This is a genomic window from Micromonospora sp. NPDC007230 (assembly GCF_042869115.1).
Lineage (GTDB): Bacteria > Actinomycetota > Actinomycetes > Mycobacteriales > Micromonosporaceae > Micromonospora.
The window spans coordinates 67,738-91,714 of record NZ_JBIAFE010000026.1 but is presented as its reverse complement, the minus strand read 5'-3'; the positions used below and the strand labels follow the sequence as shown (position 1 = coordinate 91,714).

The following is a 23,977-nucleotide window of genomic DNA, read 5'->3' as shown; positions in this document are numbered from 1 at the left end:
ATCACTCGGTCTTCTCCCTGTTCACACCAGCGGCTGGCCCGACGCCGCTGCCCGGCGGGACCGCGCCCGGCCCCGTGCCGCTCGGCGGTGGGACCGTGCCGGAAGTCGGGCCACCCCGGTCGACCAGCGGCAGCGAGCGTAGCGCGCGCTCCAGGTGCCACTGGAGGTGCGCCGCGACCAGGCCACTGCACTCCCGGCGTACGCCGGTCTCGGTGGCGTCGGCGTACGCCCAGTCGCCGGTGGTCAGCGCGGACATCAGCGCGATGGTGGCCGGGGCGGGGTGGGCGGCGCCGGGCGGCCGGCAGTCCGGGCAGACCGCTCCCCCGGCCGGTACGGAGAACGCCCGGTGCCGCCCCGGGGTGCCGCAGACCGCGCAGGCGGCCAGCGCCGGCGCCCAGCCGGCGAACGCCATCCCGCGCAGCAGGTAGGCATCCAACACCAGGGTGGTGGCGTGCTCGCCACCGGCCAGTGAGCGCAGCGCGCCGAGGGTGAGCTGGAACAACCGCAGCGACGGCTCCCGCTCGACCGGGGTGAGCCGTTCCGCGGTCTCGGCGATCGCGCTGGCCGCCGTGTAGCGCGGGTAGTCGCCGAGGAACCGTTTGCCGTAGAGGTCGATCCCCTCGACCTGGCTGACGGTGTGCAGCGAGCTGCCCAGGTTGCCCGTGGGGTCGCCGGCGAGCTGGAGGTCCACGTGCCCGAACGGCTCCAGCCGGGCGCCGAACCGGCTGCTGGTGCGCCGGACGCCCCGGGCCACCGCGCGCAGCCGGCCGTGCCGGCGGGTGAGCAGGGTGATGATCCGGTCGGACTCGCCCAGCTTCTGCACGCGCAGCACCACCGCGTCGTCGCGGTAGAGCTGTCGGCGGTACCCGGCCATCGGGTCATTCTCCCTCGGGGTGCGATCTCAGGGTCGGTTCGGGGTGGATCGGCGGTCGAACCCGGATGTGCCGCCCCTGGGGTCGCCCGTAGCGTCCTGACCATGGCTGTGCACCGGACCGTCGCCGCCGCCGCGGCGGCCTCCCTGATCCTCCTCTGCGGATGTGACACCATCTCGTTCCGCCGGCTCGACTACGACAACACCGAGGCGGTGAAGATCACCCGGATCACCGTGGAGCCGGGCTCGGGCGACATCACCGTCCGCGCCGCCGGCTCCGCCCCCCAGGTACGCATCAAGCGGGTGGTCCGCTACCAGGGCGGGCAGCCGGACACCCGATACGAGATCAACGGCGACGAACTGGTGCTGCGCACCGAATGCGGCCCCCGGTGCAGCGTCTCCTGGGAGATCTCCGCCCCCGAGGGCGTGGCGGTACGCGGCGAGACCGGCTCCGGGGACGTCGAGCTGAGCCGGGTCGGCGCGGTGGAGTTCAAGCTCGGCTCGGGCAACGTCTCGGTCAGCGGGGCAACCGGCGACGTCCGCGCCGAGACCGGCTCCGGGAACATCGAAGTGATCGACGCGGCCGGCGCGGTGCGGCTGCGCGCCACCTCCGGCGACATCACCGCGCAGCGGCTCGCCGCCGAGGTGGACGCCGAGACGTCCTCCGGCAACGTGACGGTCGAGCTGGCCCAGCCGGCGTCGGCCCGGGTGCACGCCGCCAGCGGCGACGTCGAGCTGACCGTGCCGGACGGCCGGTACCGGGTGCGGAGCAGCACCGGCTCGGGCGACCGGGACCTCGGCGTGGTCGACGATCCGGGCGCCGCCCTGCTGCTGGATGCCAGCACCGGCAGCGGCAACGTGACGATCGCCCGACGCTGACTGCGCGTCCACCCCGACCCCAACTCCAAATCCGCCCAAATTCGCGGAAAGGGTGGCCATTTCCCGCCTGGCCACTCTTTCCGTGAATGAGGCCCTTCGGGCGGCGGGGTCAACCGGCGCCGAGTTCAGTGCCGGACCGGTCGCCGGCGCGCCGGGGCTCGGGAACCCGGCGCGGGGCGGTCGGGCGGGCCGCTCCGGCCGCCGCCAGCTCGCTCTCCGCCCCGGCGGGGGCGGGGCTGGCCGGTGCGGTGGCCGCCCGCTCGGCCAGGGCCGGCCGGGGCCGGCCGGGGACCAGTTCCGGCGTACGCCGGGCCGCCACGTCCTCGACCCAGCCGACCAGCAGGGTGACCACGCCGACCAGCGCGAACACCAGCACCACCCGGATCGCCAGGCCGAGCGGGTCGCGCGGGGTCCAGCCGACCAACCCGACCAGCGGGGTGAGCGCCACCACGAACGGCATGTGCCACAGGTAGACGGTCAGCGCCCGACGGTTCAGCACGGTGACCGCCCGGCTCAGCAGGGGGACGCGATCGACCCAGGCCGCCTCGGCCGGGGCCCGGCCGATCATCACCAGGATGAACGCCGCCGACCAGAGCGCGTTGCCGAGGTGGATGTCGTTGAGGTCGTAGCCGCGCGGGCCGGGGTGGGTGAAGATCCAGCCCAGGCCGGCGGCGCCGAGGGCGAGCGCCACGGGTACCAGGACCCGGTTGCTCATCCGGCGCAGCATGCCCTCGTGGTGGGCGAAGCCCAGCAACCAGGCGCCGAAATACAGGCCGAACTCCCGCAGCACGCCCGGCGCGTCCGGGTAGACGCCCATCTCGATCAGCACGAGCAGCGCGTACGGGGCGAGCAGGGTGGGCAGCGGCGCCCGGCGGAACAGCCACAACGCGAGCGGCGAGGCCAGCACGAACCACAGGTAGTCCCGGAGATACCAGATGGGGCTCAGGGCCAGGCCGCCCCAGTAGTTGGCCGGCGGGTCGCTGACCGGGAAGAGCCAGAGCAGCACCTTCGGGCTGAACGGCAGCCCGCTGAGCAGCATGGCCGGTACGAAGACCAGGGCGAGCACCCAGAGCGACGGCAGCAGGCGACGCAGCCGGCGCGCCACGGCCGGCGCGCCGGTCCGGTCCAGCGAGGCCGCCATCAGCGAGCCGGCGAGCGCGAACATCACCGACATCGCCGGGAAGATCAGCGTCAGGGTCGCCGATCCGATCACGTGGTAGACGACGACTCGCACGATGGCCAGGAAGCGGAGCAGGTCCAGGTATCGGTTTCGCATAAGCCTGCATCTATGTCCGGGGGCTGGGGATCAACCTCTCCCTACCCTCCGACCCGAGGCGGCGAAACGGCGAGGCGCCGGGGCCAAAAGTGAAACATCCCATAAAGGCGACCGATCCGGACCAGCCGTCGAGGACCGGTCACCAGACCCCAAAAAGCCGCACCGGCGGCGCCGGAAAGATCCGGGCCGCCGGTCGGACGTCCGTTTTCAGAAGCCGAGCTTGCGCAGCTGCTTCGGGTCGCGCTGCCAGTCCTTGGCGACCCGGACGTGCAGGTCCAGATAGACCCGGGCGCCGAGCAGCTCCTCGATCTGCCGGCGTGCGGTGGTGCCGACCTCCTTGAGCCGGCTGCCCCGGTGACCGATCATGATCGCCTTCTGGCTCGGTCGCTCGACGTACACGTCGGCGTAGATCTTGGTGAGCCGACCCTCCGCGATCATCTCCTCCACCACGACGGCGATGGAGTGCGGCAGCTCGTCCCGTACGCCCTCCAGCGCCGCCTCACGGATCAGCTCGGCGACGAGCACCTGCTCGGGGTCGTCGGTGAGCATGTCGTCCGGGTAGAGCTGCGGCGACTCGGGCAGGTAGCCGGTCATCACGTCGACCAGAGTGTCCACCTGGTGGCCGGAGACCGCGCTCACCGGCACCACGTCGGCGAAGTCGGCCAGCTCGCTGACCGCGAGGAGTTGCTCGGCGAGCCGCCCGCGGTCCACCAGGTCGGTCTTGGTGACCACGGCCAGCACGGTCGCCTTGAGGCTGGCCAGCTCACCGGTGATGAACCGGTCGCCCCGGCCGATCGGCTCGTTGGCCGGGATGCACAGGCCGATCACGTCGACCTCGCTCCAGGTCTCCCGGACCAGGTCGTTCAGCCGCTCGCCGAGCAGCGTACGGGGGCGGTGCAGGCCCGGGGTGTCGACCAGCACGAGCTGCGACTCCGGGCGGTGCAGGACGGCCCGAATGACGTGCCGGGTGGTCTGCGGCTTGTTCGAGGTGATCGCGATCTTGGTGCCGACGATCGCGTTGGTCAGCGTCGACTTGCCGGCGTTCGGCCGGCCGACGAAACAGGCGAAACCCGCCCGGTACGGGCGCGGCTCCTCCGGGTCCGGCACCCCGGTCGCACTCACGCCACCGCTCCGCTTCGCTCCGCGCCGGCGTGCGGCTCCCAGGTGCTGTGCCGGATGGTTCGCTCGCAACGCTCGCTCACTCGACCACCGTGCCGAGGACGGAGCCGTCCGGGGCGGCCACGTGGATCGGCGCGTCGGCGGAGAGGTCCCGGACGGCGGCATGCCCCGCGCCGTCCAGCGTCGAGGCCTCGGTCACCACCACGGCGGCCTCCAACCGGCTGGCGCCGGCGGCCACCGCCGAGGCGACCGCGAGCTGCAGCGCGGTCAGGGCCAGCGACGGCAGTGCCACGCTGGCCGCCGCGTACGTCCGGCCGTCCTGGTCGCGGACCGCCGCGCCCTCCACGGCGCCCACCCGGCCGCGCGCGCCCCGGGCCAGGACGACCAGCTTGCCGTCCTCGGCGCTCAACTCGGCCGGGTCGGACGGGGTGGGCCGGGCAGCCGGCACAGCGGGTGACTCAGGCATCGGCGGGTTGCCTCTCCTCGGAACGGTTGTGGTTGCCACGGGGCTCGGCGTGCTCGCCACGGCCCCCGCTGTCGGACGCGTCGCTCGGCGCGACCCGGCGCACCAGCACCGTGTCGATCCGGTTGCGCCGCCCGGTGGTGCCCTCGGCGATCAGCCGAAGCCCGGCGACCTCGGCCTCGGCGCCCGGGATCGGCACCCGGCCGAGCGACTGGGCGAGCAGGCCACCGACCGTCTCCACCTCGTCGGTGGGCAGTTCGGTGTCGAACAGCTCGCCCAGATTCTCCACCGGCAGCCGGGCGGCCACCCGCACGGCCCCGTCCGCCAGGTGCTCGACCGGCGGGCGTTCGACATCGTACTCGTCGGTGATCTCACCGACGATCTCCTCCAGGATGTCCTCGATGGTGACCAGGCCGCCGGTGCCGCCGTACTCGTCGACCACGATGACCAGGTGGTTGCGGGCCGCCTGCATCTCCGACAGCAGGTCGTCGACCGGCTTCGACTCCGGCACGAAGGTCGCCGGGCGCATCAGCTCGGCGACCGGCATCTGCCGGGCCTCCGGGGCACCCTGGATCCGCCGGATCAGGTCCTTGAGATAGAGCACCCCGAGCACGTCGTCCACGCTCTCCCCGATCACCGGGATCCGGGAGAAGCCGGAGCGCAGGAAGAGCGCCAGCGCCTGGGCCAGGGTCTTCCGCTCCTCGATCCACACCATCTCGGTACGCGGCACCATCACCTCGCGCGCGATGGTGTCGCCGAGGGCGAAGACCGAGTGGATCATCTGGCGTTCGCCGTGCTCCACCACCCCGCGCTGCTCGGCCAGGTCGACCAGTTCGCGCAGCTCCACCTGGGTGGCGAAGGGCCCCTCGCGGAAGCCGCGCCCCGGGGTGACCGCGTTGCCGATCAGGATCAGCAGCGAGGCGAGCGGGTTGAGGGCCCGGCCCAGCCAGCGCACCAGCGGCGCCACCGTGCGGCCCACCGCGTACGCGTGCTGCCGGCCGAGGGTGCGCGGTGCCACGCCGACCACCACGAAGCTGACCACGGTCATCGCCCCGGCGGTGACCAGGGCGGCCCGCCAGCCCGCACCGAAGCTGTCCACCGCCACCAGCGCGACCAGCGTGGTGGCGGTCAGCTCGGCCAGCAGCCGGAGCAGGAGCAGCAGGTTGAGATGGCGGACGACGTCGCCCGCGACCGCCTGGAGGGTACGCGCGCCGCGCGCCCCGTCCCGGGCCAGCTCGGCGGCCCGGGCCGGGGAGACGGCGGCCAGCGCCGCCTCGGTCATCGCGATGAGACCGGCGAGCACCACCAGCCCCGCCGCGACGAAGATGAGCTGGAGATCGGGCAGTCCCGCCGGAGTGCCGGCCGCCAGGGTGGTCATCATTTGGACCGGGTCGACCGCCAGCTCGCCAGCAGCCGGGCCTGGAGACCGAACATCTCCCGCTCCTCCTCCGGCTCGGCGTGGTCGTACCCGAGCAGGTGCAGCACGCCGTGCACGGTGAGCAGGTGCAGCTCGTCGGCGGCGGAGTGGCCGGCGGTGGCCGCCTGCTTGGCCGCCACCTCGGGGCAGAGCACGATGTCGCCGAGCAGGGCCGGCTCGCCGCCAGCCGGGCTGCTCTCCCCCGGACCGTGGTCGACGCTGCCCTCGTCCATGGGGAAGGCGAGCACGTCGGTCGGGCCGTCGCCGCCCATCCAGCGATGGTTCAGCTCGGCCATGTAGTCGATGTCGACCAGCAGGATGGAGAGCTCGGCGAGCGGGTTGACCCCCATCTCGTCGAGGGCGTGCCGGGCGACGGCGAGCACGGCGTCGGTGTCGACCTCGACACCCGACTCATTGGCGATCTCGATGGACAACTGTCTTCCTCTGGTGGATTAGCGGCGCCGGCCGGCCCGGCCGCCCTGGGCGGTCCGCCCGGGCACGGCGTGCACGCCCTGTGCCTGCTGGTTCTCCCGCTCGGCGTCCCAGCGGGCGTACGCGTCGACGATCTCGCCCACCAGCTTGTGGCGGACCACGTCGGCGCTGGAGAGCTGGGCGAAGTGCACGTCCTCGACGTTGCTCAGGATCTCCCGGACCACCCGCAGGCCGCTGGTCGTCCCGCCGGGCAGGTCCACCTGGGTGACGTCACCGGTGACCACGATCTTGGAACCGAAGCCGAGCCGGGTGAGGAACATCTTCATCTGCTCGGGCGTGGTGTTCTGCGCCTCGTCCAGGATGATGAACGCGTCGTTGAGCGTCCGGCCCCGCATGTACGCCAGCGGCGCCACCTCGATCGTGCCGGCCGCCATCAGCTTCGGGATGGACTCCGGGTCGAGCATGTCGTGCAGCGCGTCGTACAGCGGCCGCAGGTAGGGGTCGATCTTCTCGTTGAGGGTGCCGGGCAGGAAGCCCAGCCGCTCGCCCGCCTCGACCGCCGGCCGGGTCAGGATGATCCGATTGACCTGCTTGGCCTGGAGCGCCTGGACCGCCTTCGCCATGGCCAGGTAGGTCTTGCCGGTGCCGGCGGGCCCGATGCCGAAGACGATCGTGTTGGCGTCGATCGCGTCGACGTACCGCTTCTGCCCGAGCGTCTTGGGACGGATGGTGCGGCCGCGCCGGGAGAGGATGTTGAGCGTCAGGACCTCGGCGGGCCGCTCGGTGCTGCCCTGCTCGAGCATGCCGACGGTACGCCGGACGGCGTCAGTGGTCAGGGTCTCGCCTTTCTCGATCAGTTCGAGCAGCTCGCTGAAGAGGCGCTCGGCGAGGGCGTTGTCCGCGGGCGCGCCGGTGATGGTGATCTCGTTGCCCCGCACGTGGACGTCACTGTTGACCGAGCGTTCGACGAGTCGCAGGATCTCGTCGCCCGCGCCGAGCAGGTTCACCATGATCTTCTGGTCGGGGACCGTGATCCTGGTCTGCACCCGGGGCGGGTCGGGAGGTGGGGTGCCGGTCATAGGTCGGGCCGTCGGGCCCTGCGCCACCTGCTCTCGATCTCGGTGCCGGGCCCTGCTGGCACGGCGGTCGGACGTTACGCCCATCGTATCGGGTCAACACCGGCCGCACCGCGTGCATTTCCGCCGGTAGGAGATCAACTACCGGCGGAAGTCGTACCGGTCGAAGGTCTCCTGGTGGCGGGTGAAGCGGTAGGTGGCCCAGTGCATCCGGACCACCGCGCCCCGCTCGTCGCGGGTCAGCCGGAGCAGCTCGCCCACCTCCCGGCCGGCCACGGTCCGGAACACGTCCGGCCGGTCCGGGAGCGGGGCGAAGACCGCCGGCGGCTTGCCGGCCGGGTCGTCCGCGCCCCGGGCCCGCAGCGTCCCGTCGTGCCAGGAGAAGAGGTACTCGAAGCCCTCACCCCACCAGCGGCCCAGCACCCCGCGCAGGTGCGCCGGGGCGGGCGGGCCCGGGCGCCACGGCTCGATCTCCGCCGGGTCGTGCTCAACGGCGGCGGCGAGCAGCTGGTGGGGCAGCTCGAACACCGGCACGCCCGTGCCGGACGAGCCGAGCACGGCGCAGCCCATCGCGCCGGCCGTGCCGTCCCCACCACGTCGGCCGTACACGGCGGCCAGGAAACCGGGCATCGCCCCGTCGTGCCCCACGTGCACCACCCGTTGCGGCTGCGGCACCAGGATCAGGCCGAGCCCGAAGCCGGCGGCCCACACCGTCTCGTCGGTCGTGGTGAGCGGCCAGCGCATCTCGTCGAGGGTCGCCGGGGCGAGCACCGCGCCGGCCGGGTCCAGCGCCGCCGGGTCGGCCAGGAAGGCGGCCCAGCGCGCCATGTCCGGCGCGGTGCTCCACATCTGCGCCGCCGGGGCCACCGCGCCGAAGTCGGTCGGCGGTTCCGGGTGCGCCTCGTCGGAGTACGCGTCGACCAGGAACCCGGTGGCCGCCCGCTCGCCCGGGGTGAGGCCGGTCCCGGTCAGCCCGAGCGGGACGAGCACCCGCTCGGCGAGCGCCTCCGCCCAGGTGCCGCCCCGCAGCCGGGCGACCAGCTCGCCGAGGAGGGCCATACCCAGGTTGGAGTAGTGGTAACGGCGGCCGGTCGGCAGCACCCGCTCCACCCGGGCCAGGTCGGCGAGCAGCTCGTCGACGCCGGGCGCCCGCAGGCTGTCCCAGACGTCGCCGTGCGGCTCACGTTGCAGGCCGGCGGTGTGCGACAGCAGCCGGCGTACGGTCAGCTCGCCGTGCGCCGGCAGGTCGAGGTGCCGCCCGATCGGGTCGTCCAGGTCGAGCAGCCCGTCGTCGCGGCACTGCATGACCAGCACGGCGGTGAAGGTCTTGGTGACCGAGCCGATCCGGAACACCGTCTCCGGGCCGAGCGGGCGGTCGTTGCCGGTCCCGCCGACCGTGCAGGTCCAGAGCGGCCGGTCCGCCCGGTGCAGGGCGGCCGAGACCGCTGGGATCCGCCCCTGGACCTGCGCCTGCCGCACCATCCGGTCGAGCCGGTCATGCACGGTGATCATGCGTGCAGTCTAGGGACGGCCTCAGTGGCAGAGCATCGGGCCGAGCGGCGCCCCGCCGAACACGTGCGCGTGCACGTGGAAGACCTCCTGGCCGGCGTACGCCCCGGTGTTGAACATCAGCCGGAAGCCGTCGGCGAGCAGCCCCTCCTCCTCGGCCACCGTGGCGGCCGTGGCGAGCACCTCGCCGGCCAGCCCGGGGTCGCCCTGGGCCAGGGTGGCCACGTCCGCGTAGTGCTCCTTGGGGATGACCAGCACGTGCGTCGGCGCCTGGGGGTTGATGTCCCGGAAGGCGAGGGTGGTGGCGGTCTCCCGCACGATGGTGGCCGGGATCTCCCCGGCGACGATCCGGCAGAACAGGCAGTCGGTTCCCATTCGGGCAGTGTAAGGAGGCGGCCCTGTTGACGGGTTCCGCCTGGGCGGGCCCGTTGTCAGCCGGCGCGGCCCGGTGCGGCACGATGGCGCGCATGACGGGACGGGCGGTACTGGTGACGGGGGCCTCGCGCGGCATCGGGCGTGCGGTGGCGCGGGCGTTCGCGGCAGGCGGGGACCGGGTGGCGATCCACCACCGGGACTCGGCGGAGCTGGCCGAGCGGGTACGCGCCGAACTGCCCGGCGAGGGCCACGTGGTGGTACGCGCCGACCTGACCGACCCGGACGCCGTCCGGGCGATGGTCGACGCGGCGGCGGAACGCCTGGGTGGGCTGGACGTGCTGGTCAACAATGCCGGCGTGTACGGCCCCCGGGACCTGCCGCACCCGGTCTTCGGCAACACCTACGAGCAGTGGCGCGAGCAGTGGCGGCTGGTGCTGGAGACCAACCTGACCGGGGCCGCCAACGCCACCTGGTGCGCCGCCCAGCACATGCGCGCGGGGGGTGGCCGGATCGTCAACGTCTCCTCGCGGGGCGCCTTCCGAGGCGAGCCGGAGCAGCCCGCGTACGGGGCGAGCAAGGCCGGGTTGAACGCGCTCGGTCAGTCGCTGGCGCTGGCTCTGGCCCCGTACGGCATCGCGGTGGCCACGGTGGCGCCCGGCTTCGTCGAGACGGACATGACCACCACCCACCTCAGCGGCGAGCGCGGCGACGCGATCCGGGCGCAGAGCCCGTTCCGGCGGGTGGCGCGCCCCGAGGAGATCGCCGCCGCGGTGCACTGGCTGGCCAGCCCCGAGGCCGAGTGGGCCTCGGGCACCATCGTCGACCTCAACGGCGCCTCCTACCTGCGCAGCTGACGACGGCAGAGCCCGATCCCTGATCTACCAGCGGCCGAGTCGGGCGGCGAGCACGCTGAGGGCGGCGACGCCGGCGGTGGAGGTACGCAGCACCGAGGGACCGAGCCGGACGGTACGCGCGCCGGCCTCGCGGAAGGCGGACAGCTCGGCCGGGGCGATGCCGCCCTCCGGGCCGACCAGCAGCACGATCTCGCCGGTCTCCGGCAGCTCGGCGCTGGCCAGCCGCTCCTCGGCCTCCTCGTGCAGCACGAACGCGGCGGCCGCCCCGGCGATCCGCAGAGCCACCGTCGGGGTCGACTCGTCGGGCGTACCGGCCACGATCGGCAGCCAGGCGCGGCGGGCCTGCTTGGCCGCCTCCCGGGCGGTGGCCGCCCACTTCTCCCGGGCCCGTACGCCCCGGTCGCCGCGCCACTGCACGACCGAGCGGGACGCCGCCCAGGGCACGATCTCGTCCACCCCGACCTCGGTCATCGCCTGCACGGCCAGCTCGCCCCGGTCGCCCTTGGCGATGCCCTGCACCACCACGAGCCGGGGGACGGACGCGTCGACGTACCCCCGGGAGGTGACCGCCAGGTCGAGGGTGCCCCGGCCGACGGCGGTGACCACCGCGGCGGCGGTGCCGCCCCGGCCGTCGGCGAGCAGCAGCTCCTCGCCGACCCGCAGCCGCTGCACCGTGGCGGCGTGGTGCCCCTCCGGGCCGTCGAGCGTCAGCGTGTCACCGGTGGGCAGCGCCTCGACCAGGAACAGCGGCGCCGACACCTCAGGCGTGCCCGTTGAAGGCGTCACGCATCCGGGAGAAGAAGCCGCCCTGCTTGGTCAGCTCGGCGACCTCCTCGCCGCGGGTCTTGGCGAACTCGCGCAGCATCCGCTCCTGGTCGGCGTCGAGCTTGGTCGGGGTGCGCACGTCGAGGTGGACGTAGAGGTCGCCCCGGCCGGTGCCGCGCAGGTGCGGTACGCCCCGGGCGCGCAGCCGCAGCGTGCTGCCCGGCTGGGTGCCGGACTTGACGTCCACCGTCTCCTCGCTGTCCAGCGTCTTGATGGTCAGCCGGGTGCCGAGCGCGGCGGCGGTCATCGGCACGGTGACCCGGCAGTGCAGGTCGTCGCCCTTGCGGGAGTAGACGTCGTGCGGCCGCTCGTGGATCTCCACGTAGAGGTCGCCGGCGGTGCCGCCGCCGGGGCCGACCTCGCCCTGCTGGGCCAGCCGGATCCGCATGCCGTCCTCGACCCCGGCCGGGATCTTGACGGTGAGCGAGCGGCGGGTCCGCACCCGGCCGTCGCCGGCGCAGGTCGGGCAGGGGTGCGGGATGGTGGTGCCGTAGCCCTGGCAGACCGTGCACGGCCGGGCGGAGACCACCTGGCCGAGGAAGGTCCGCTGCACCGACTGCACCTCACCCCGGCCGCCGCACGCCTCGCAGGTGGCCAGGTGGGTGCCGGCCGCGGTGCCCGCGCCGGAACAGGTGGTGCAGAGCACCGCGGTGTCGACGGTGATCGGCGCCTCGACACCGAACGCGGTCTCGTGCAGGTCCAGCTCCAGCCGCAGGATCGCGTCGGCGCCCGGCCGGGTACGCGGGCGCGGCCCCCGGCTGCCGCCGGCCGCCCCTCCGAAGAACGCGTCCATGATGTCCTGGAACCCGACGAACGGGCCGGCGCCGCCCGGGCCGCCCGGACCCGCGCCCCCACCGCCGGGCGCGAGCGGGTCGCCGCCCAGGTCGACGATCTGCCGTTTCCGGTCGTCCGAGAGGACCTCGTACGCGGCGTTGATGTCCTTGAACTTCTCCTGTGCCTCCGGATCCGGATTGACGTCCGGATGGAACTGCCGCGCCAGCTTGCGGTAGGCACGCTTGATCTCGTCGTCGGAGGCGTCCCGGCTCACGCCGAGAATGCCGTAGTAGTCCCTGGCCACTGCGTTCCGTGTCCTCATGTTCGTCTCGCGTTGCGCGGTCGTCGGCCACTTTCCGGCCGGCGGCCCTGACTGGTCAGTTCTGGGCCAGCAGATCGCCCACGTAGCGTGCCACGGCCCGCACTGTGGCGATGGTGCCGGGGTAGTCCATCCGGGTCGGTCCGAGCACGCCGAGTCCACCGACGATGGTGCTGCCGGGGCCGTAGCCGGTGCTGACCACGGAGGCGGCGCGCAGGTTGTCGATCTCGTTCTCGTCGCCGATCAGCACCCGGGTGGTGCTCGGCTCGGCCTCACCGATGAGCTTGAGCAGCACGACCTCCTCCTCGAGCGCCTCGAGGATGGGGCGCAGCGAACCCTGGAAGTCCAGCAGACCACCCCGGGTGAGGTTGGCGGTGCCGGCCAGCGCGATGCGCTCCTCGTGCCGCTCGACCAGCGTCTCCAGCAGCACGCTGGAGAGCGTGGCCATGGCCGGGCGCAGCTGCGGCGAGGACTCGTCCACCAACGCCTGGACCAGCGGCGGGGTGTCCGCCAGCAGGGTGCCGACCAGCTTCTCGTTGACCAGCCGGCGCAGGTCGGTGACGTCGTCGGCGGGGAGCGGCCCGGGCAGCTCGACCAGCCGCTGCTCGACCCGCCCGGTGTCGGCGATCATGACCACCATCAGCCGGGTGGTGGAGATCGGCACCAGTTCCAGGTGGCGCACCTTGGAGCGGGCCAGGCTCGGATACTGCACCACGGCGACCTGCCGGGTGAGCTGGGCCAGCAGCCGGACCGTGCGGTGCACCACGTCGTCCAGGTCGACCGCGCCGACCAGGAAGCGCTCGATGGCCCGGCGCTCGGCGGGGCTGAGCGGCTTGACCCGGGAGAGCCGGTCGACGAAGAGCCGGTAGCCGCGGTCGGTGGGCACCCGGCCGGCGCTGGTGTGCGGCTGCCGGATGTAGCCCTCCTCCTCCAGCACCGCCATGTCGTTGCGGACCGTGGCCGGGGAGACGCCCAGCTGGTGCCGCTCGACCAGGGCCTTGCTGCCCACGGGCTCCTGCGTGGCGACGTAGTCCTCGACGATCGCGCGCAGCACGGCGAGCTTGCGGTCGTCGAGACCCATCTCCCCACCTCCTGACGCGCCTCGGCCCGCCGGCGCGCGTCGCCACCCGATTGGATCAACGGCACGCGGTGCCGACTGAGCGTCTGGCACTCGACTGTAGCGAGTGCCAGTCTACGTCGGCGTGCCCGCCGACGCGATGATCAGCGACGGACCCCCGGTGCGGGCCGCCACGCAGTCACGCCCCCTGGGCCGAACAGCCGGACATCCCGGGCGATCTCCCCCTGGCGCGCCCTTGCCCACGGGACCTACCGTGACGTCCATGACTGAACCTCCTCGCCCTCCGGGAGCGGGGGACTCCGGCGCCCAGCCGCCGGAGGCGACCCCGCCGTCGGCACCGTTCGGCTCGTCGGCGGACGAGCCCCCCACCGCACCACTGTCCGGCGCACCGGCGGGGGGCGACTATCCCCCGCCCGGTGGCTATCCGCCGCCCTCCGGCGGCCAGCCGCCGTCGGGTGGCTACCCACCTCCGGGCGCTCATCCTCCGCCGGGCGGCCACGCCGCGCCCGGCGCCGGCTACCCGACCGGCGGCGGGTATGGGCCGCCCGCCGGCTACGCCAACAACGAAGACAAGACCTGGGCCCTGGTCGCGCACTTCGGCGGCGCGGCGGCGATGTTCATCAGCGCCGGGGTGCTGGGTTGGCTCCCGCCGCTGGTCTCGATGCTGGCCCGGGGCAACCAGTCCCCGACCGTGCGCCAGCACGCGGTCGCGGCGCTCAACTTCCAGCTGCTCTGGTCGATCGTGGGCCTCGTCGGCTGGATCCTGAGCTGCATCCTGATCGGCTTCCTCGGCGTCGGCGCGGCCGTCATCCTCGGGGTGGTGTTCGGCATCCTCGCCGGGGTCAAGGCCAACGAGGGCCAGCTCTACCAGTATCCGATGAGCCTCAGCCTGATCAAGTGACCCTGACCCGGCCGACCTCCGGGTCGGCCGGGTCCGGCATCGCTCAGGGCAGCAGGTCGCGGACCACCGCGTCGGCCAGCAACCGGCCGCGCAGGGTCAGCACGGCCCGGCCGGCCGTGTACGCGCCGGGGGCCAGCAGGCCTTCGGCCAGCGCCCGCTCGGCGCCGGCCCGGCCGGCCGAGCCCAGCACGTCCAGCGGCAGGCCGGCGGCGAGCCGCAGCCGCAGCATCACGTCCTCCATGTGCGCCTCGTCCCGGGTGAGCAACTCCCGGGCCAGGCCGGGCGACTCCCCGGCGGCCAGGCGCTGCGCGTACGCGGTGGGGTGCTTGACGTTCCACCAGCGCACGCCGCCGACGTGGCTGTGCGCCCCCGGGCCGAGGCCCCACCAGTCGGCACCGGTCCAGTAGAGCAGGTTGTGCCGGCACCGGGCCGCCGCGGAGCGCGCCCAGTTGGAGACCTCGTACCAGGAGAAGCCGGCCGCGTCGAGGGCGGCCTCGGCGGCCAGGTAGCGGTCCGCCGCCACGTCGTCGCTCGGGTACGGCAGCTCGCCGCGGCGCATCCGCGCGGCCAGCCGGGTGCCGTCCTCCACGATCAGGGCGTACGCGCTGACGTGGTCCACGCCCGCCGCCACCACCTGCTCCAGCGAGGCGGCGAAGTCCTCGGCGGTCTCCCCCGGCGTGCCGTAGATCAGGTCCAGGTTCACGTGGTCGAATCCGGCGTCCCGCGCCTCCAGGGCGGCGGCGGTGGCCCGGCCGGCGCTGTGCCGCCGGTCGAGGACGGCCAGCACCCCGGGCGCGGCGGACTGCATGCCGAGCGAGATCCGGGTGTAGCCGGCCGCCCGCAGCGTCTTGAGCGACTCCGGGGTGACCGACTCGGGGTTGGCCTCGGTGGTCACCTCGACGTCGGCGGCCAGCCCCCAGGTGCGGTCGATGCCGTCCAGGATCCGGGCCAGGTCGTCGGCGGGGAGCAGGGTGGGCGTGCCGCCGCCCACGAAGACGGTGTCCACCCGGGGCGGCGGGCTGTCGTCCAGCACCCGGCCGGCGAGGGCCAGCTCGGCCAGGACCGTGTCGGCGTAGCTCTCCCGGCTGGCCCCGCCGCCCAGTTCGGCCGCCGTGTACGTGTTGAAGTCGCAGTAACCGCACCGGCTGGCGCAGAACGGGACGTGCACGTACACCCCGAAGCCGCGGGCGCCGACGGCGCGGCGGGCGGCAGGGGGCAGCGATCCGTCCCGCGGGACGGATTCGCCTTCTGGAAGGACGCCGGGCATGGCCACTAGTGTGCCCGGCATGACCTCTCCGGACGCTCTCGTGCGGGTCGCCACGGCCCGTGGGGTGACCACCCTCACCCTGGACAGCCCGCACAACCGCAACGCGCTCTCCACCCCGCTGATGACCGAGCTGCTGGCCGGGCTCGCCGCGGCGGTCGCCGACGACGCGGTCCGGGTGATCGTGCTGGACCACACCGGGCCGGTCTTCTGCTCCGGGGCGGACCTCAAGGAGACCGCCGCCGCGTACGCCAGCGGGACGGTGCCGGCCGGGATGCTGGGCGACGTGCTGGTGGCGGTCCGGGAGTGCCCGAAGCCGGTGCTGGCGAAGGTGGCCGGGCCGGCGCGGGCCGGTGGGCTGGGGCTGATCGCCGCGGCCGACCTGGCGGTCTGCGCCGAGGCGGCGACGTTCGCCTTCACCGAGGTCCGGATCGGCGTGATCCCGGCGGTGATCTCGGCGACCGTGCTGCCGCGGCTGCACCCCCGGGCCGCCGCCGAGCTGTACCTGACCGGCGACATCTTCGACGGCCGGCGGGCCGCCGAGATCGGCCTGGTCACCGCCGCGGTGCCGGCGGACGACCTGGACGCCGCGGTGGGCCGCTACTGCGCCTCGTTGGTGAAGGGCGCGCCGAACGCCCTCGCCGGCACCAAGGAGCTGCTGCGCCGGCCGGCCGCGACCGACCTGCGCGCGGAGATCGCCGAGTTGGGCACGCGGTCCACCGGGTACTTCCTCTCGGCCGAGGGCCGGGAGGGCGTGGCCGCGTTCCGGGAGAAGCGGCCCGCCGCCTGGGTGCCCACCGGAGACTGAGGCCGACGGGTCTCCGCACGTGGGGCCGAACGCGGTCGGTGGCGGGGCGGTGACGGAACGGGAGACAACCGGTCGGACGACCCGGTTGGTGCGGCACGGGACGTACGCTTGTCGGACTGTCGGGACAGGGGGTGCGGGTGCGAACTCGGGTTGCGGTCGTGGCAGGCGGTGTGGTGGTGGCGGTCGTCGCCCTGCTCGGCGTCTGGTTCGTCACGAAGCAGTTCGGGCAGCACCTCCGCCTGCCGATGGCCAGCCGGACCTGCACCGTGCAGGCCGACGGGCGGGTGGTGCTCAGCGCCGAGCAGATGGCCAACGCGGCCACGATCGCGGCGATCGGGGTGCAGCGGCGGATGCCCGAGCGGGCCGTGGTGGTGGCGCTGGCGACCGCGTACCAGGAGTCGCACCTGCGCAACATCGCGCACGGCGACCGGGACTCGCTGGGCCTGTTCCAGCAGCGCCCGAGCCAGGGCTGGGGCACCCCCGAGCAGGTCCAGGACCCGCGCTACGCGGCGCGGAAGTTCTATGCCGCGCTGAAGAAGGTCCGGGGCTGGGAGGAGATGCGGGTCACCGAGGCCGCGCAGCGGGTGCAGCGGTCGGCCTACCCCGAGGCGTACCAGAAGTGGGCCGACGAGTCGGAGGTCCTCACCCGCGCGCTGCTCGGCGACGCTACCGCCGCGGTGGCCTGCACCGTCGGGCTGACGCCGACGATGCGCGGGCCGGCCGCGGCGACGGCCCTGGTGGAGAGCCTGACCCTGGACTGGGGGCTGTCCGGCCTCACCCCACCGACCGATCTGACCGGGTTCGCCGTCCCGGCGGCGGACAGCCGCAACGGCTGGCGGTACGCCCACTGGCTGGTCTCCCACGCCGACGACCACGGGGTGAAGCGGGTCCGCTTCGGCGACCTGGAGTGGACCGCCGAGCACGGCACCTGGGACAAGGTGAAGGGCAGCCGGGCCGCGTCGACCCAGGTGCTGGCGGAGGTCTTCGCCGCCACGTGACCCGGGCCCGGGCAGCGCGGCCGCCAGCCGGTGCCGACGCCGCCGGCGAGCGCCAGGTGGCCGTCGGTGAGCGGTTGCAGGCCGGCGAGGGCGCGCCGGTCAGCGGCGGGCGGCGCCGAGGCGGCGAAGGACCTTCGCCCGGATCGGCTCGGGCAGCTCCGGCACGTCGGCCAGCCGGGGCAGCAGCTCGGGCTCCAGCGTGGTCGCCCGGAACACCTCGCCGATGGTCACCCCGTGCGCCGGGCGTTCCACCACCTCCACCGGGTCGCCCGCGCCGGTCTCCCCCTCGCGCAGCACCCGCAGGTACGCCCCGGGCGCGGCCCGGACGGTGAACCGCTTGATCAGGTCCGGTACGCCCCAGAAACCGGCGAAGGTGGTGCACGGGGTGCGCGGCCTGGTCACCTCAAGCAGGGCGGAGCCGACCGCCCACCGCTCGCCGATGACCGCCCCGGTGACGTCCACCGCGGAGGTGGTGAGATTCTCGCCGAAGGCGCCCGGACGCAGCGGCCGGCCCAGCTCGGTGGCCCACCAGCCGGCGTCCTCCGCGGCGTACGCGTACACCGCCTGGTCGGGGCCGCCGTGGTGGGCCCGCTCGCCGATGAAGTCGCCGGCGACCCCGTCGAACCGGACCAGCACCGGGCCGTCGACCGGCCGCTTGTCGATCCCGCTGCGGCCGCTCGGGTCGCCCGCCCACTCCGCCTCGGTCACCACGCCGAGGTTCACCGCCGCCAGCCTGCCCGTCATGGCGGTCAGCCTACGGGCACCACGCCGGGCGCAGGAACCGCGCCGAGCGGGGCCCCTGCTCGACGGGACGCGTCAAGCCGGGCCCGTTCCGGGCACCTCAGCCCTTGACCGCCCCGGCGACCAGGCCGGAGACCATCCGGCGCTGCACCAGCAGGAAGAAGACGATCACCGGCAGGGTGAACAGTGTGGAGGCGGCCATCACCGAACCCCAGGCGGTGTCGTCCCGACCGAAGAAGAACGTCATCGCCACCGGCAGGGTGTACTTGTGCTGGTCGTTGACGAAGGTCAGCGCGAAGATCAGCTCGTTCCAGGCGGTGATGAAGGAGAAGATGCTGGTCGCCACCAGCCCGGGCGCGACCAGCGGGAAGAGGATCCGGCGGAAGGTCTGGGCCCGGCTGGCGCCGTCGATCGCCGCCGCCTCCTCCAGTTCCTTCGGCACCGCGGCCACGAAGCCGCGCAGCATCCACACCGCGAACGGCAGCGAGAAGCCCAGGTACGTGAGGATCAGGCTGGGCAGGGTGTTGTAGAGCCCGAGCCGCTGGATCATCAGGAACAGCGGGATGACCAGTGCCTCCAGCGGGATCATCTGGACCACGAGCAGCAGGATCAGGAAGGTGGTCCGCAGCCGGAACCGGAACCGGGCCACCGCGGTCGCCGCGAGCAGCGCGACCAGTCCGCTGAGCAGCACGGTCGCCACCGCGACCAGCACGCTGTTGAGGAAGAAGTCGGTGAACGTCACGCCCGGGATCAGGTTCCCCGTGAGGATCTCCCGGTAGTGCTCCAGGGTGGGCTCGGCCGGCACCGGACGCGGGGTCGCCGAGAAGATCTCCCGGTTGGGCTTCAGCGAGGTGGCCACCATCCAGTAGACCGGGAACGCCGCGAAGAGCGCGACCAGCAGGCCGGCACCGTTGAGGGCGATCTTCTTCACTACTCGTCCTCCTGCCGGAGCACCATGCGGACGTACAGGGCGGTCACCGCGAGCAGGATCAGGGTGAGGATGACCGCGATCGCCGACCCGAGGCCGTACTTGGGCGGCGGCGAGAACGCCTCCGCGTACGAGTAGATCGAGAGCATGAACGTCGACCGGTCCTGGGTGCCGCCGGCCAGCACGAACTGCTGGGTGAAGACCTTGAAGTCCCAGATGGTGGAGAGCACCACCAGGATGCCGAAGACCGGGCGCAGCATCGGGAAGGTGACGGACCAGAAGACCCGCCACGGCCCGGCCCCGTCCACCCGGGCCGCCTCCTGCAGTTCGCTCGGCACGCTCTTCAGCCCGGCCAGCACGCTCACCGCGATGAACGGGAACGAGTGCCAGACGACCACCAGGGTCAGGATCGCGAAGAACAGCAGCGGGTCGTTGAACCAGCCGTAGCCGGTCCAGTCACTGCGCCCGAAGAGCGTGGTGGAGAGCCCGTCCGGCAGCTTGTTGAACAGCCAGGTGACCAGGCCACTGGTGTCGTCGAAAATCCACTTCCAGACGATGGTGCCGGTCAGCGCCGGGGTGGCCCAGGCGAGCATCACGCAACTGGCGACGAAGGTCGCCATCTTCTTGCCGAGGCGGTTGAGCAGCAGCCCGACCAGGGTTCCGATGATCATCGTGAGCACCACGGTCGCCACGGCGAAGAGCACGGTGTTGCGCAGCACGGTGCGGAAGAACGGATCGCCGAGGATCTGCGCGTAGTTGGCCAGGCCCACCCACGGCCACTCGCGGTCCCCCCGCAACTGTCGGACACTGTCCAACTTGTAGAAGGACATCATCACGACCTGACCGAGCGGCCAGAGCAGCAGTACCGCGATGACCGCCAGACAGGGCAGGAGCAACAGGTACGGGAGATGGTCCACCCGGCGGCGGCGCCGCGCAGGGGTCTCCCGCGCGGCGCCCGTCCCGGTGGCCTCGGTCAGCGTCGTCACTTGGCGTTGAGGATGCTTTCCATCTCGGTGGCCGCGTCGGCGGTGGCCTTCTCGACCGTCTTCTGGCCCTTGATGACCGAGCTGTTCATGGCCTGGGTCACCGTCTTGGTCCGGCTGACCTCGACCCACTTCGGGGTGAGCGGGGTCAGCTTGGTGTTCTGCATGGCGGTGGCGAACGCCCCCATCACCTTGTCGTTGGCGTAGTTGCCGCCGCCGACGAGGTCCTTGTAGACCGGGAAGAAGCCGAGGCTGCTGGCGAACTCCTGGTCCTTCTGCTTGCTCAGCAGCACGGTCAGGTAGTCCCAGGCCAGGGCCTGCCGCTTGCTGTCCTTCCACAGCGCGATGTCGGAACCGCCGGCGAAGGCCGGGGCCGGCTTGCCGTCCGGACCCGGGATGGGGAACGTGCCCCACACCTTCTCGATGTCCGGGTTGTCCTTCTTCATCGCGCCGCCCTGCCAGCTACCGGCGAACGCCATGGCGGCGTTGCCGGTGGCGAACTGGGTCCGGGCGTCGACCTCGTTCCAGCCGGCGGCGGCCGGCGGGGCGACCTTGTGCACGGTCACCAGGTCGGTCCAGAACTTGACCGCCCGCTGCGCCTCGGGGGTGTTGTAGCCGGACTTCCAGGTGTCGCCCTGCTTGGTGGCGATCTCCCCGCCGGCGGCCCAGAGGAAGGAGTAGAACGGCAGCTCCGAGTTGCCCGGCAGGGCGATGCCGTACTTGCCCGGCTTCTTGGCCTGCACCGTCTTGGCGGCGGCGACCAGCTCCTCCCAGGTCGTCGGCGGCTGCACGCCGGCCTCGGCGAACCAGTCGGTGCGGTAGTAGATGGCGCGTACGCCGGCGTACCACGGCACGCCGTACTGCTTGCCGTCGAGCTGGGCGTTCTTCACCAGGTCGGGCAGGATGTCCTTGCCCTCGGCCCAGCCGTTGAACTTGTCGGTGACGTCGGCGAGCGCCTCCTGGGCCGCCCAGCCCTGGGTCTCGGTGTTGCCCAGCTCGGTGACGTCCGGTCCTTCCCCGCCGGCCAGGGCGGCCTGGAACTTCTTCGGCGCCTCCAGCCAGGGGATGTACTGCACCACCACGTCGGTCTCGGGGTGCTTCTTCTTGAACTCGGCCTCGACGCTGTCGAGGAACTTGGTCTGGGCGTCGCCGCCCTCGCCCATCATCCAGACCGTCAGCTTGCTGTTGTCCGCGGCCTTCTCGTCGTCCCCGGAGCCACCGCAACCGGCGAGCACCATCGCGGCCGAGGCCACGATGGCGGTGACCGGCGCCAGCCGCTTCCACCTGTTCACGCCTATATCTCCCTCGCGCCGTTTGGCACTAACCTTCTCCGCCGCACCTTAGTAGGAAAAATTCCTTTACGACAGGGGGCAGTGTGTGGGCGGGGGCCTGGCGACGGTATCGCAGCCCGCGGCTCCGGCGGCAGGGGTGACGCCCGGGCAGGTCAGGCCGGACACGCCAGCGGGCGCCCGAACTGGTCGGGCGCCCGCTTCAGCGTTTGTCGGGGGTCGAGGGTGTGGGTCAGTAGCGCGAGACGCTGCGCCGACCACCGATCCCGGCCACCAGGGCCACGGCGATCGCGGCCAGCACCACCTGGACCAGCAACTCCATCCAGTCGACGCCGGCGGTCTCGGTCGCGATGCCCAGGGCCCGGGCCAGCACGGTGCCGAGCAGCGCCGCGCCCACGCCGATCAGCATGTGCAGCCAGATCGGCATGTTCTGACGGCCCGGCACGACCAGGCGACCCAGCGCGCCGACGATCAGACCGACGATGAGCGCGGTGATGATTCCGGTGACGGTCATGGTCGCTCTCCTCCTAAGATCTGCCACACGTTGTCGTGTGTTGTCTGTCGTGACCGCTAAGTTCCCGACCGGCCGAAAACCCAAACCGATCTGCCGCCCGACCGATGGCACCCGGTCGATGCCCGGGCCCGGATCCGTTTCCCCGACGGGACGATTGCACAGGTGGCGCGGGGTGCCGACCCGATCGGACGGTGCGGCGTCCCAGGACGGAAATTCACCTCCGGGTACGCGCAAAGGCCGGCACCCCGACCGCGGGACCCGGATACGGGTCACCGTGGCGGGGCGCCGGCCATGCGTCGGCGTACGGCGAGGGCCTACTTCTTGCCGGCGGGCTTGCCGTCCCCGGAGTCGGAGGAGAGGGCGGCGATGAAGGCCTCCTGCGGAACCTCCACCCGGCCGACCATCTTCATCCGCTTCTTACCTTCCTTCTGCTTCTCCAGCAGCTTGCGCTTACGGCTGATGTCACCGCCGTAGCACTTCGCGAGCACGTCCTTACGGATGGCGCGAATCGTCTCCCGGGCGATCACCCGACTGCCGATGGCGGCCTGGATGGGCACCTCGAACTGCTGGCGCGGGATCAGGGTGCGCAACTTGGCCGCGATCGTCGTGCCGTAGTTGTACGCCTTGTCCTTGTGCACGATGGCGCTGAACGCGTCCACCGGCTCGCCGTGCAGCAGGATGTCCACCTTGACCAGATCGGACGCCTGCTCGCCGGAGGGCTCGTAGTCCAGCGAGGCGTACCCCTTGGTGCGGCTCTTGAGCTGGTCGAAGAAGTCGAAGATGATCTCGGCCAGCGGAAGGGTGTAGCGCAGCTCCACCCGGTCCGCGGAGAGGTAGTCCATGCCGAGCAGGCTGCCCCGGCGGCCCTGGCACAGCTCCATCACCGCGCCGACGTAGTCGTTCGGGGTGAGCACGGTGGCCCGGACCGTCGGCTCGTACACCTCGGCGATCTTGCCGGTCGGGTACTCGCTGGGGTTGGTGACCACGATCTCCTCGCCGTCCTCCTGGATGGCCCGGTAGACCACGTTCGGCGCGGTGGAGATGAGGTCGAGGTTGAACTCCCGCTCCAGCCGCTCCCGGATGATCTCCAGGTGCAGCAGGCCGAGGAAGCCGCAGCGGAAGCCGAAGCCGAGCGCGCCCGAGGTCTCCGGCTCGTACGTCAGCGCCGCGTCGTTGAGCTTGAGCTTGTCCAGCGCCTCACGGAGGTTGGGGTAGTCGGACCCGTCGATCGGGTAGAGGCCCGAGTAGACCATCGGCTTCGGGTCCTTGTAGCCACCCAGCGCCTCGGTCGCCGGCCGGGTGTTGATGGTGACCGTGTCACCCACCCGGGACTGGCGCACGTCCTTCACACCGGTGATCAGGTAGCCCACCTCGCCGACGCCGAGCGCGCCGGCCTTTACCATCTCCGGCGAGATGACGCCGATCTCCAGCAGCTCGTGCACGGCGCCGGTGGACATCATCTTGATCCGGTCGCGGGCCTCGATCCGGCCGTCGATCACCCGGACGTAGGTGACCACGCCCCGGTAGACGTCGTACACCGAGTCGAAGATCATCGCGCGGGCCGGGGCCTCGGCCTCGCCGACCGGCGGCACGAACTGCCGGACGATCTCGTCCAGCAGGTGCGGCACGCCCTCGCCGGTCTTGCCGGAGACCTTGATGCAGTCCGCCGGGTCGCCACCGATCAGGTGGGCCAGCTCCTCGGCGTACTTCTCCGGCTGGGCGGCCGGCAGGTCGATCTTGTTGAGCACCGGGATGATGTGCAGGTCGTTCTCGAGGGCCAGATAGAGGTTGGCCAGGGTCTGCGCCTCGATCCCCTGCGCGGCGTCGACCAGCAGGATCGCGCCCTCGCACGCGGCGAGGGACCGGGACACCTCGTAGGTGAAGTCCACGTGGCCCGGGGTGTCGATCATGTTGAGCACGGCGGTCTCGCCGGCCCGGTCGCCCTCCCGGATGGTCCACGGCATGCGGACGGCCTGGCTCTTGATGGTGATGCCGCGCTCGCGCTCGATGTCCATCCGGTCGAGGTACTGGGCACGCATCTGCCGCGGATCGACCACGCCGGTGAGCTGCAGCATCCGGTCGGCCAGGGTCGACTTCCCATGGTCGATGTGGGCGATGATGCAGAAGTTCCTGATGCGCGCCGGGTCGGTGGCACCAGGAGCGTTCGCGCCGGGATCGAGCGTCGGTGGCACAGCGGTCCGTTCTGGTCGGCTGACGTGAGCGGGCCGGCGCGACGCCGGCCCCCTCTATGCTCCCACGTCGCCGGGAAAGCCGGTCCTCCCCC

24 protein-coding genes are annotated in these 23,977 nt (G+C 72.5%); 5 read left to right on the top strand and 19 right to left on the bottom strand.

Translation table 11 applies throughout. The features are described 5' to 3' along the window. Position 1: 1 nt before the first annotated feature. Positions 2–874 (bottom strand): DNA repair protein RecO, encoded by an 873-nt coding sequence (gene recO / locus ACFYML_RS29530; RefSeq protein WP_387423729.1) that lies wholly within the window; start codon positions 872–874, stop codon positions 2–4. A gap of 102 nt (positions 875–976) precedes the next feature. Here recO and ACFYML_RS29525 point away from each other — a divergent pair, with 102 nt between their 5' ends. After that, a complete protein-coding gene (locus ACFYML_RS29525; RefSeq protein ID WP_387423728.1) occupies positions 977–1,750 on the top strand; it encodes a DUF4097 domain-containing protein in 774 nt (257 codons plus the stop codon). Positions 1,751–1,859: 109 nt separating this feature from the next. On the opposite strand, the gene ACFYML_RS29520 is transcribed toward ACFYML_RS29525, so the two are convergent. From ACFYML_RS29520 to ACFYML_RS29485, 8 genes are all read right to left on the bottom strand, one after another. Then, on the bottom strand, positions 1,860–3,026 hold the full coding sequence (locus tag ACFYML_RS29520; protein WP_387423727.1) for an acyltransferase: 1,167 nt from the start codon (positions 3,024–3,026) through the stop codon (positions 1,860–1,862). Between the two features lie 207 nt (positions 3,027–3,233). Next, complete coding sequence (era, locus tag ACFYML_RS29515; protein WP_357444028.1) at positions 3,234–4,133, bottom strand: GTPase Era; 900 nt, start codon at positions 4,131–4,133, stop codon at positions 3,234–3,236. 91 nt (positions 4,134–4,224) lie between these two features. Continuing rightward, positions 4,225–4,611 carry a cytidine deaminase gene (locus ACFYML_RS29510; RefSeq protein WP_387423726.1) on the bottom strand — a complete coding sequence of 129 codons (387 nt, stop codon included), beginning with the start codon at positions 4,609–4,611 and terminating at the stop codon, positions 4,225–4,227. Further along, entirely contained in the window at positions 4,604–6,010 is a 1,407-nt protein-coding gene (locus tag ACFYML_RS29505; RefSeq protein WP_357444030.1) for a hemolysin family protein, read from the bottom strand. Before ACFYML_RS29505 ends, ACFYML_RS29510 begins: the two co-directional genes overlap by 8 nt. After that, positions 5,986–6,459, bottom strand: a complete 474-nt coding sequence (gene ybeY, locus ACFYML_RS29500) for an rRNA maturation RNase YbeY (protein WP_357443910.1) — start codon at positions 6,457–6,459, stop codon at positions 5,986–5,988. Before ybeY ends, ACFYML_RS29505 begins: the two co-directional genes overlap by 25 nt. An 18-nt stretch (positions 6,460–6,477) precedes the next feature. Then, complete coding sequence (locus tag ACFYML_RS29495; RefSeq protein WP_387423725.1) at positions 6,478–7,536, bottom strand: PhoH family protein; 1,059 nt, start codon at positions 7,534–7,536, stop codon at positions 6,478–6,480. A 138-nt stretch (positions 7,537–7,674) separates the two neighbouring features. Continuing rightward, positions 7,675–9,045: a serine hydrolase domain-containing protein gene (locus ACFYML_RS29490; RefSeq protein ID WP_387423724.1), complete on the bottom strand. Its 1,371-nt coding sequence runs from the start codon at positions 9,043–9,045 to the stop codon at positions 7,675–7,677. A gap of 21 nt (positions 9,046–9,066) precedes the next feature. Continuing rightward, a complete protein-coding gene (locus ACFYML_RS29485; protein ID WP_387423723.1) occupies positions 9,067–9,417 on the bottom strand; it encodes a histidine triad nucleotide-binding protein in 351 nt (116 codons plus the stop codon). Positions 9,418–9,509: 92 nt separating this feature from the next. Here ACFYML_RS29485 and ACFYML_RS29480 point away from each other — a divergent pair, with 92 nt between their 5' ends. Further along, positions 9,510–10,271: an SDR family NAD(P)-dependent oxidoreductase gene (locus tag ACFYML_RS29480; RefSeq protein ID WP_387423722.1), complete on the top strand. Its 762-nt coding sequence runs from the start codon at positions 9,510–9,512 to the stop codon at positions 10,269–10,271. Positions 10,272–10,295: 24 nt separating this feature from the next. Here the strand turns inward: ACFYML_RS29480 and ACFYML_RS29475 are convergent, their stop codons facing one another. From ACFYML_RS29475 to hrcA, 3 genes are all read right to left on the bottom strand, one after another. Then, the gene (locus tag ACFYML_RS29475) at positions 10,296–11,030 is read right to left on the bottom strand and encodes a 16S rRNA (uracil(1498)-N(3))-methyltransferase (protein ID WP_387423759.1); all 735 of its coding nucleotides are present in this window, start codon (positions 11,028–11,030) and stop codon (positions 10,296–10,298) included. A 1-nt stretch (position 11,031) separates the two neighbouring features. Continuing rightward, the gene (gene dnaJ / locus ACFYML_RS29470) at positions 11,032–12,174 is read right to left on the bottom strand and encodes a molecular chaperone DnaJ (RefSeq protein WP_387423758.1); all 1,143 of its coding nucleotides are present in this window, start codon (positions 12,172–12,174) and stop codon (positions 11,032–11,034) included. A 73-nt stretch (positions 12,175–12,247) separates the two neighbouring features. Continuing rightward, a complete protein-coding gene (gene hrcA / locus ACFYML_RS29465; protein ID WP_387423721.1) occupies positions 12,248–13,270 on the bottom strand; it encodes a heat-inducible transcriptional repressor HrcA in 1,023 nt (340 codons plus the stop codon). A gap of 259 nt (positions 13,271–13,529) precedes the next feature. Here hrcA and ACFYML_RS29460 point away from each other — a divergent pair, with 259 nt between their 5' ends. Then, positions 13,530–14,168, top strand: coding sequence for a DUF4870 domain-containing protein (locus ACFYML_RS29460; protein ID WP_387423720.1), 639 nt, complete (start codon positions 13,530–13,532; stop codon positions 14,166–14,168). A gap of 43 nt (positions 14,169–14,211) precedes the next feature. Here ACFYML_RS29460 and hemW read toward each other — a convergent pair whose 3' ends face one another. Next, positions 14,212–15,435, bottom strand: a complete 1,224-nt coding sequence (hemW, locus tag ACFYML_RS29455; RefSeq protein WP_387423719.1) for a radical SAM family heme chaperone HemW — start codon at positions 15,433–15,435, stop codon at positions 14,212–14,214. 19 nt (positions 15,436–15,454) lie between these two features. Here hemW and ACFYML_RS29450 point away from each other — a divergent pair, with 19 nt between their 5' ends. Continuing rightward, positions 15,455–16,240, top strand: coding sequence for an enoyl-CoA hydratase-related protein (locus tag ACFYML_RS29450; protein ID WP_387423718.1), 786 nt, complete (start codon positions 15,455–15,457; stop codon positions 16,238–16,240). A gap of 131 nt (positions 16,241–16,371) precedes the next feature. After that, complete coding sequence (locus ACFYML_RS29445; protein WP_387423717.1) at positions 16,372–17,238, top strand: hypothetical protein; 867 nt, start codon at positions 16,372–16,374, stop codon at positions 17,236–17,238. Positions 17,239–17,337: 99 nt separating this feature from the next. Here ACFYML_RS29445 and ACFYML_RS29440 read toward each other — a convergent pair whose 3' ends face one another. The 6 genes from ACFYML_RS29440 to lepA form a co-directional block, all read right to left on the bottom strand. Then, positions 17,338–17,982 (bottom strand): MOSC domain-containing protein, encoded by a 645-nt coding sequence (locus ACFYML_RS29440; protein WP_387423716.1) that lies wholly within the window; start codon positions 17,980–17,982, stop codon positions 17,338–17,340. 97 nt (positions 17,983–18,079) lie between these two features. Continuing rightward, positions 18,080–18,910, bottom strand: a complete 831-nt coding sequence (locus ACFYML_RS29435) for a carbohydrate ABC transporter permease (protein ID WP_387423715.1) — start codon at positions 18,908–18,910, stop codon at positions 18,080–18,082. Further along, positions 18,910–19,893: a carbohydrate ABC transporter permease gene (locus tag ACFYML_RS29430; RefSeq protein ID WP_387423714.1), complete on the bottom strand. Its 984-nt coding sequence runs from the start codon at positions 19,891–19,893 to the stop codon at positions 18,910–18,912. The genes ACFYML_RS29435 and ACFYML_RS29430 overlap by 1 nt, the downstream gene beginning before the upstream one ends. After that, complete coding sequence (locus tag ACFYML_RS29425; protein ID WP_387272690.1) at positions 19,890–21,182, bottom strand: sugar ABC transporter substrate-binding protein; 1,293 nt, start codon at positions 21,180–21,182, stop codon at positions 19,890–19,892. Before ACFYML_RS29425 ends, ACFYML_RS29430 begins: the two co-directional genes overlap by 4 nt. 229 nt (positions 21,183–21,411) lie before the next feature. After that, entirely contained in the window at positions 21,412–21,693 is a 282-nt protein-coding gene (locus ACFYML_RS29420) for a GlsB/YeaQ/YmgE family stress response membrane protein (RefSeq protein WP_073839853.1), read from the bottom strand. Between the two features lie 314 nt (positions 21,694–22,007). Continuing rightward, positions 22,008–23,885 (bottom strand): translation elongation factor 4, encoded by a 1,878-nt coding sequence (gene lepA / locus ACFYML_RS29415; protein ID WP_357443935.1) that lies wholly within the window; start codon positions 23,883–23,885, stop codon positions 22,008–22,010. Positions 23,886–23,977: the final 92 nt, after the last annotated feature.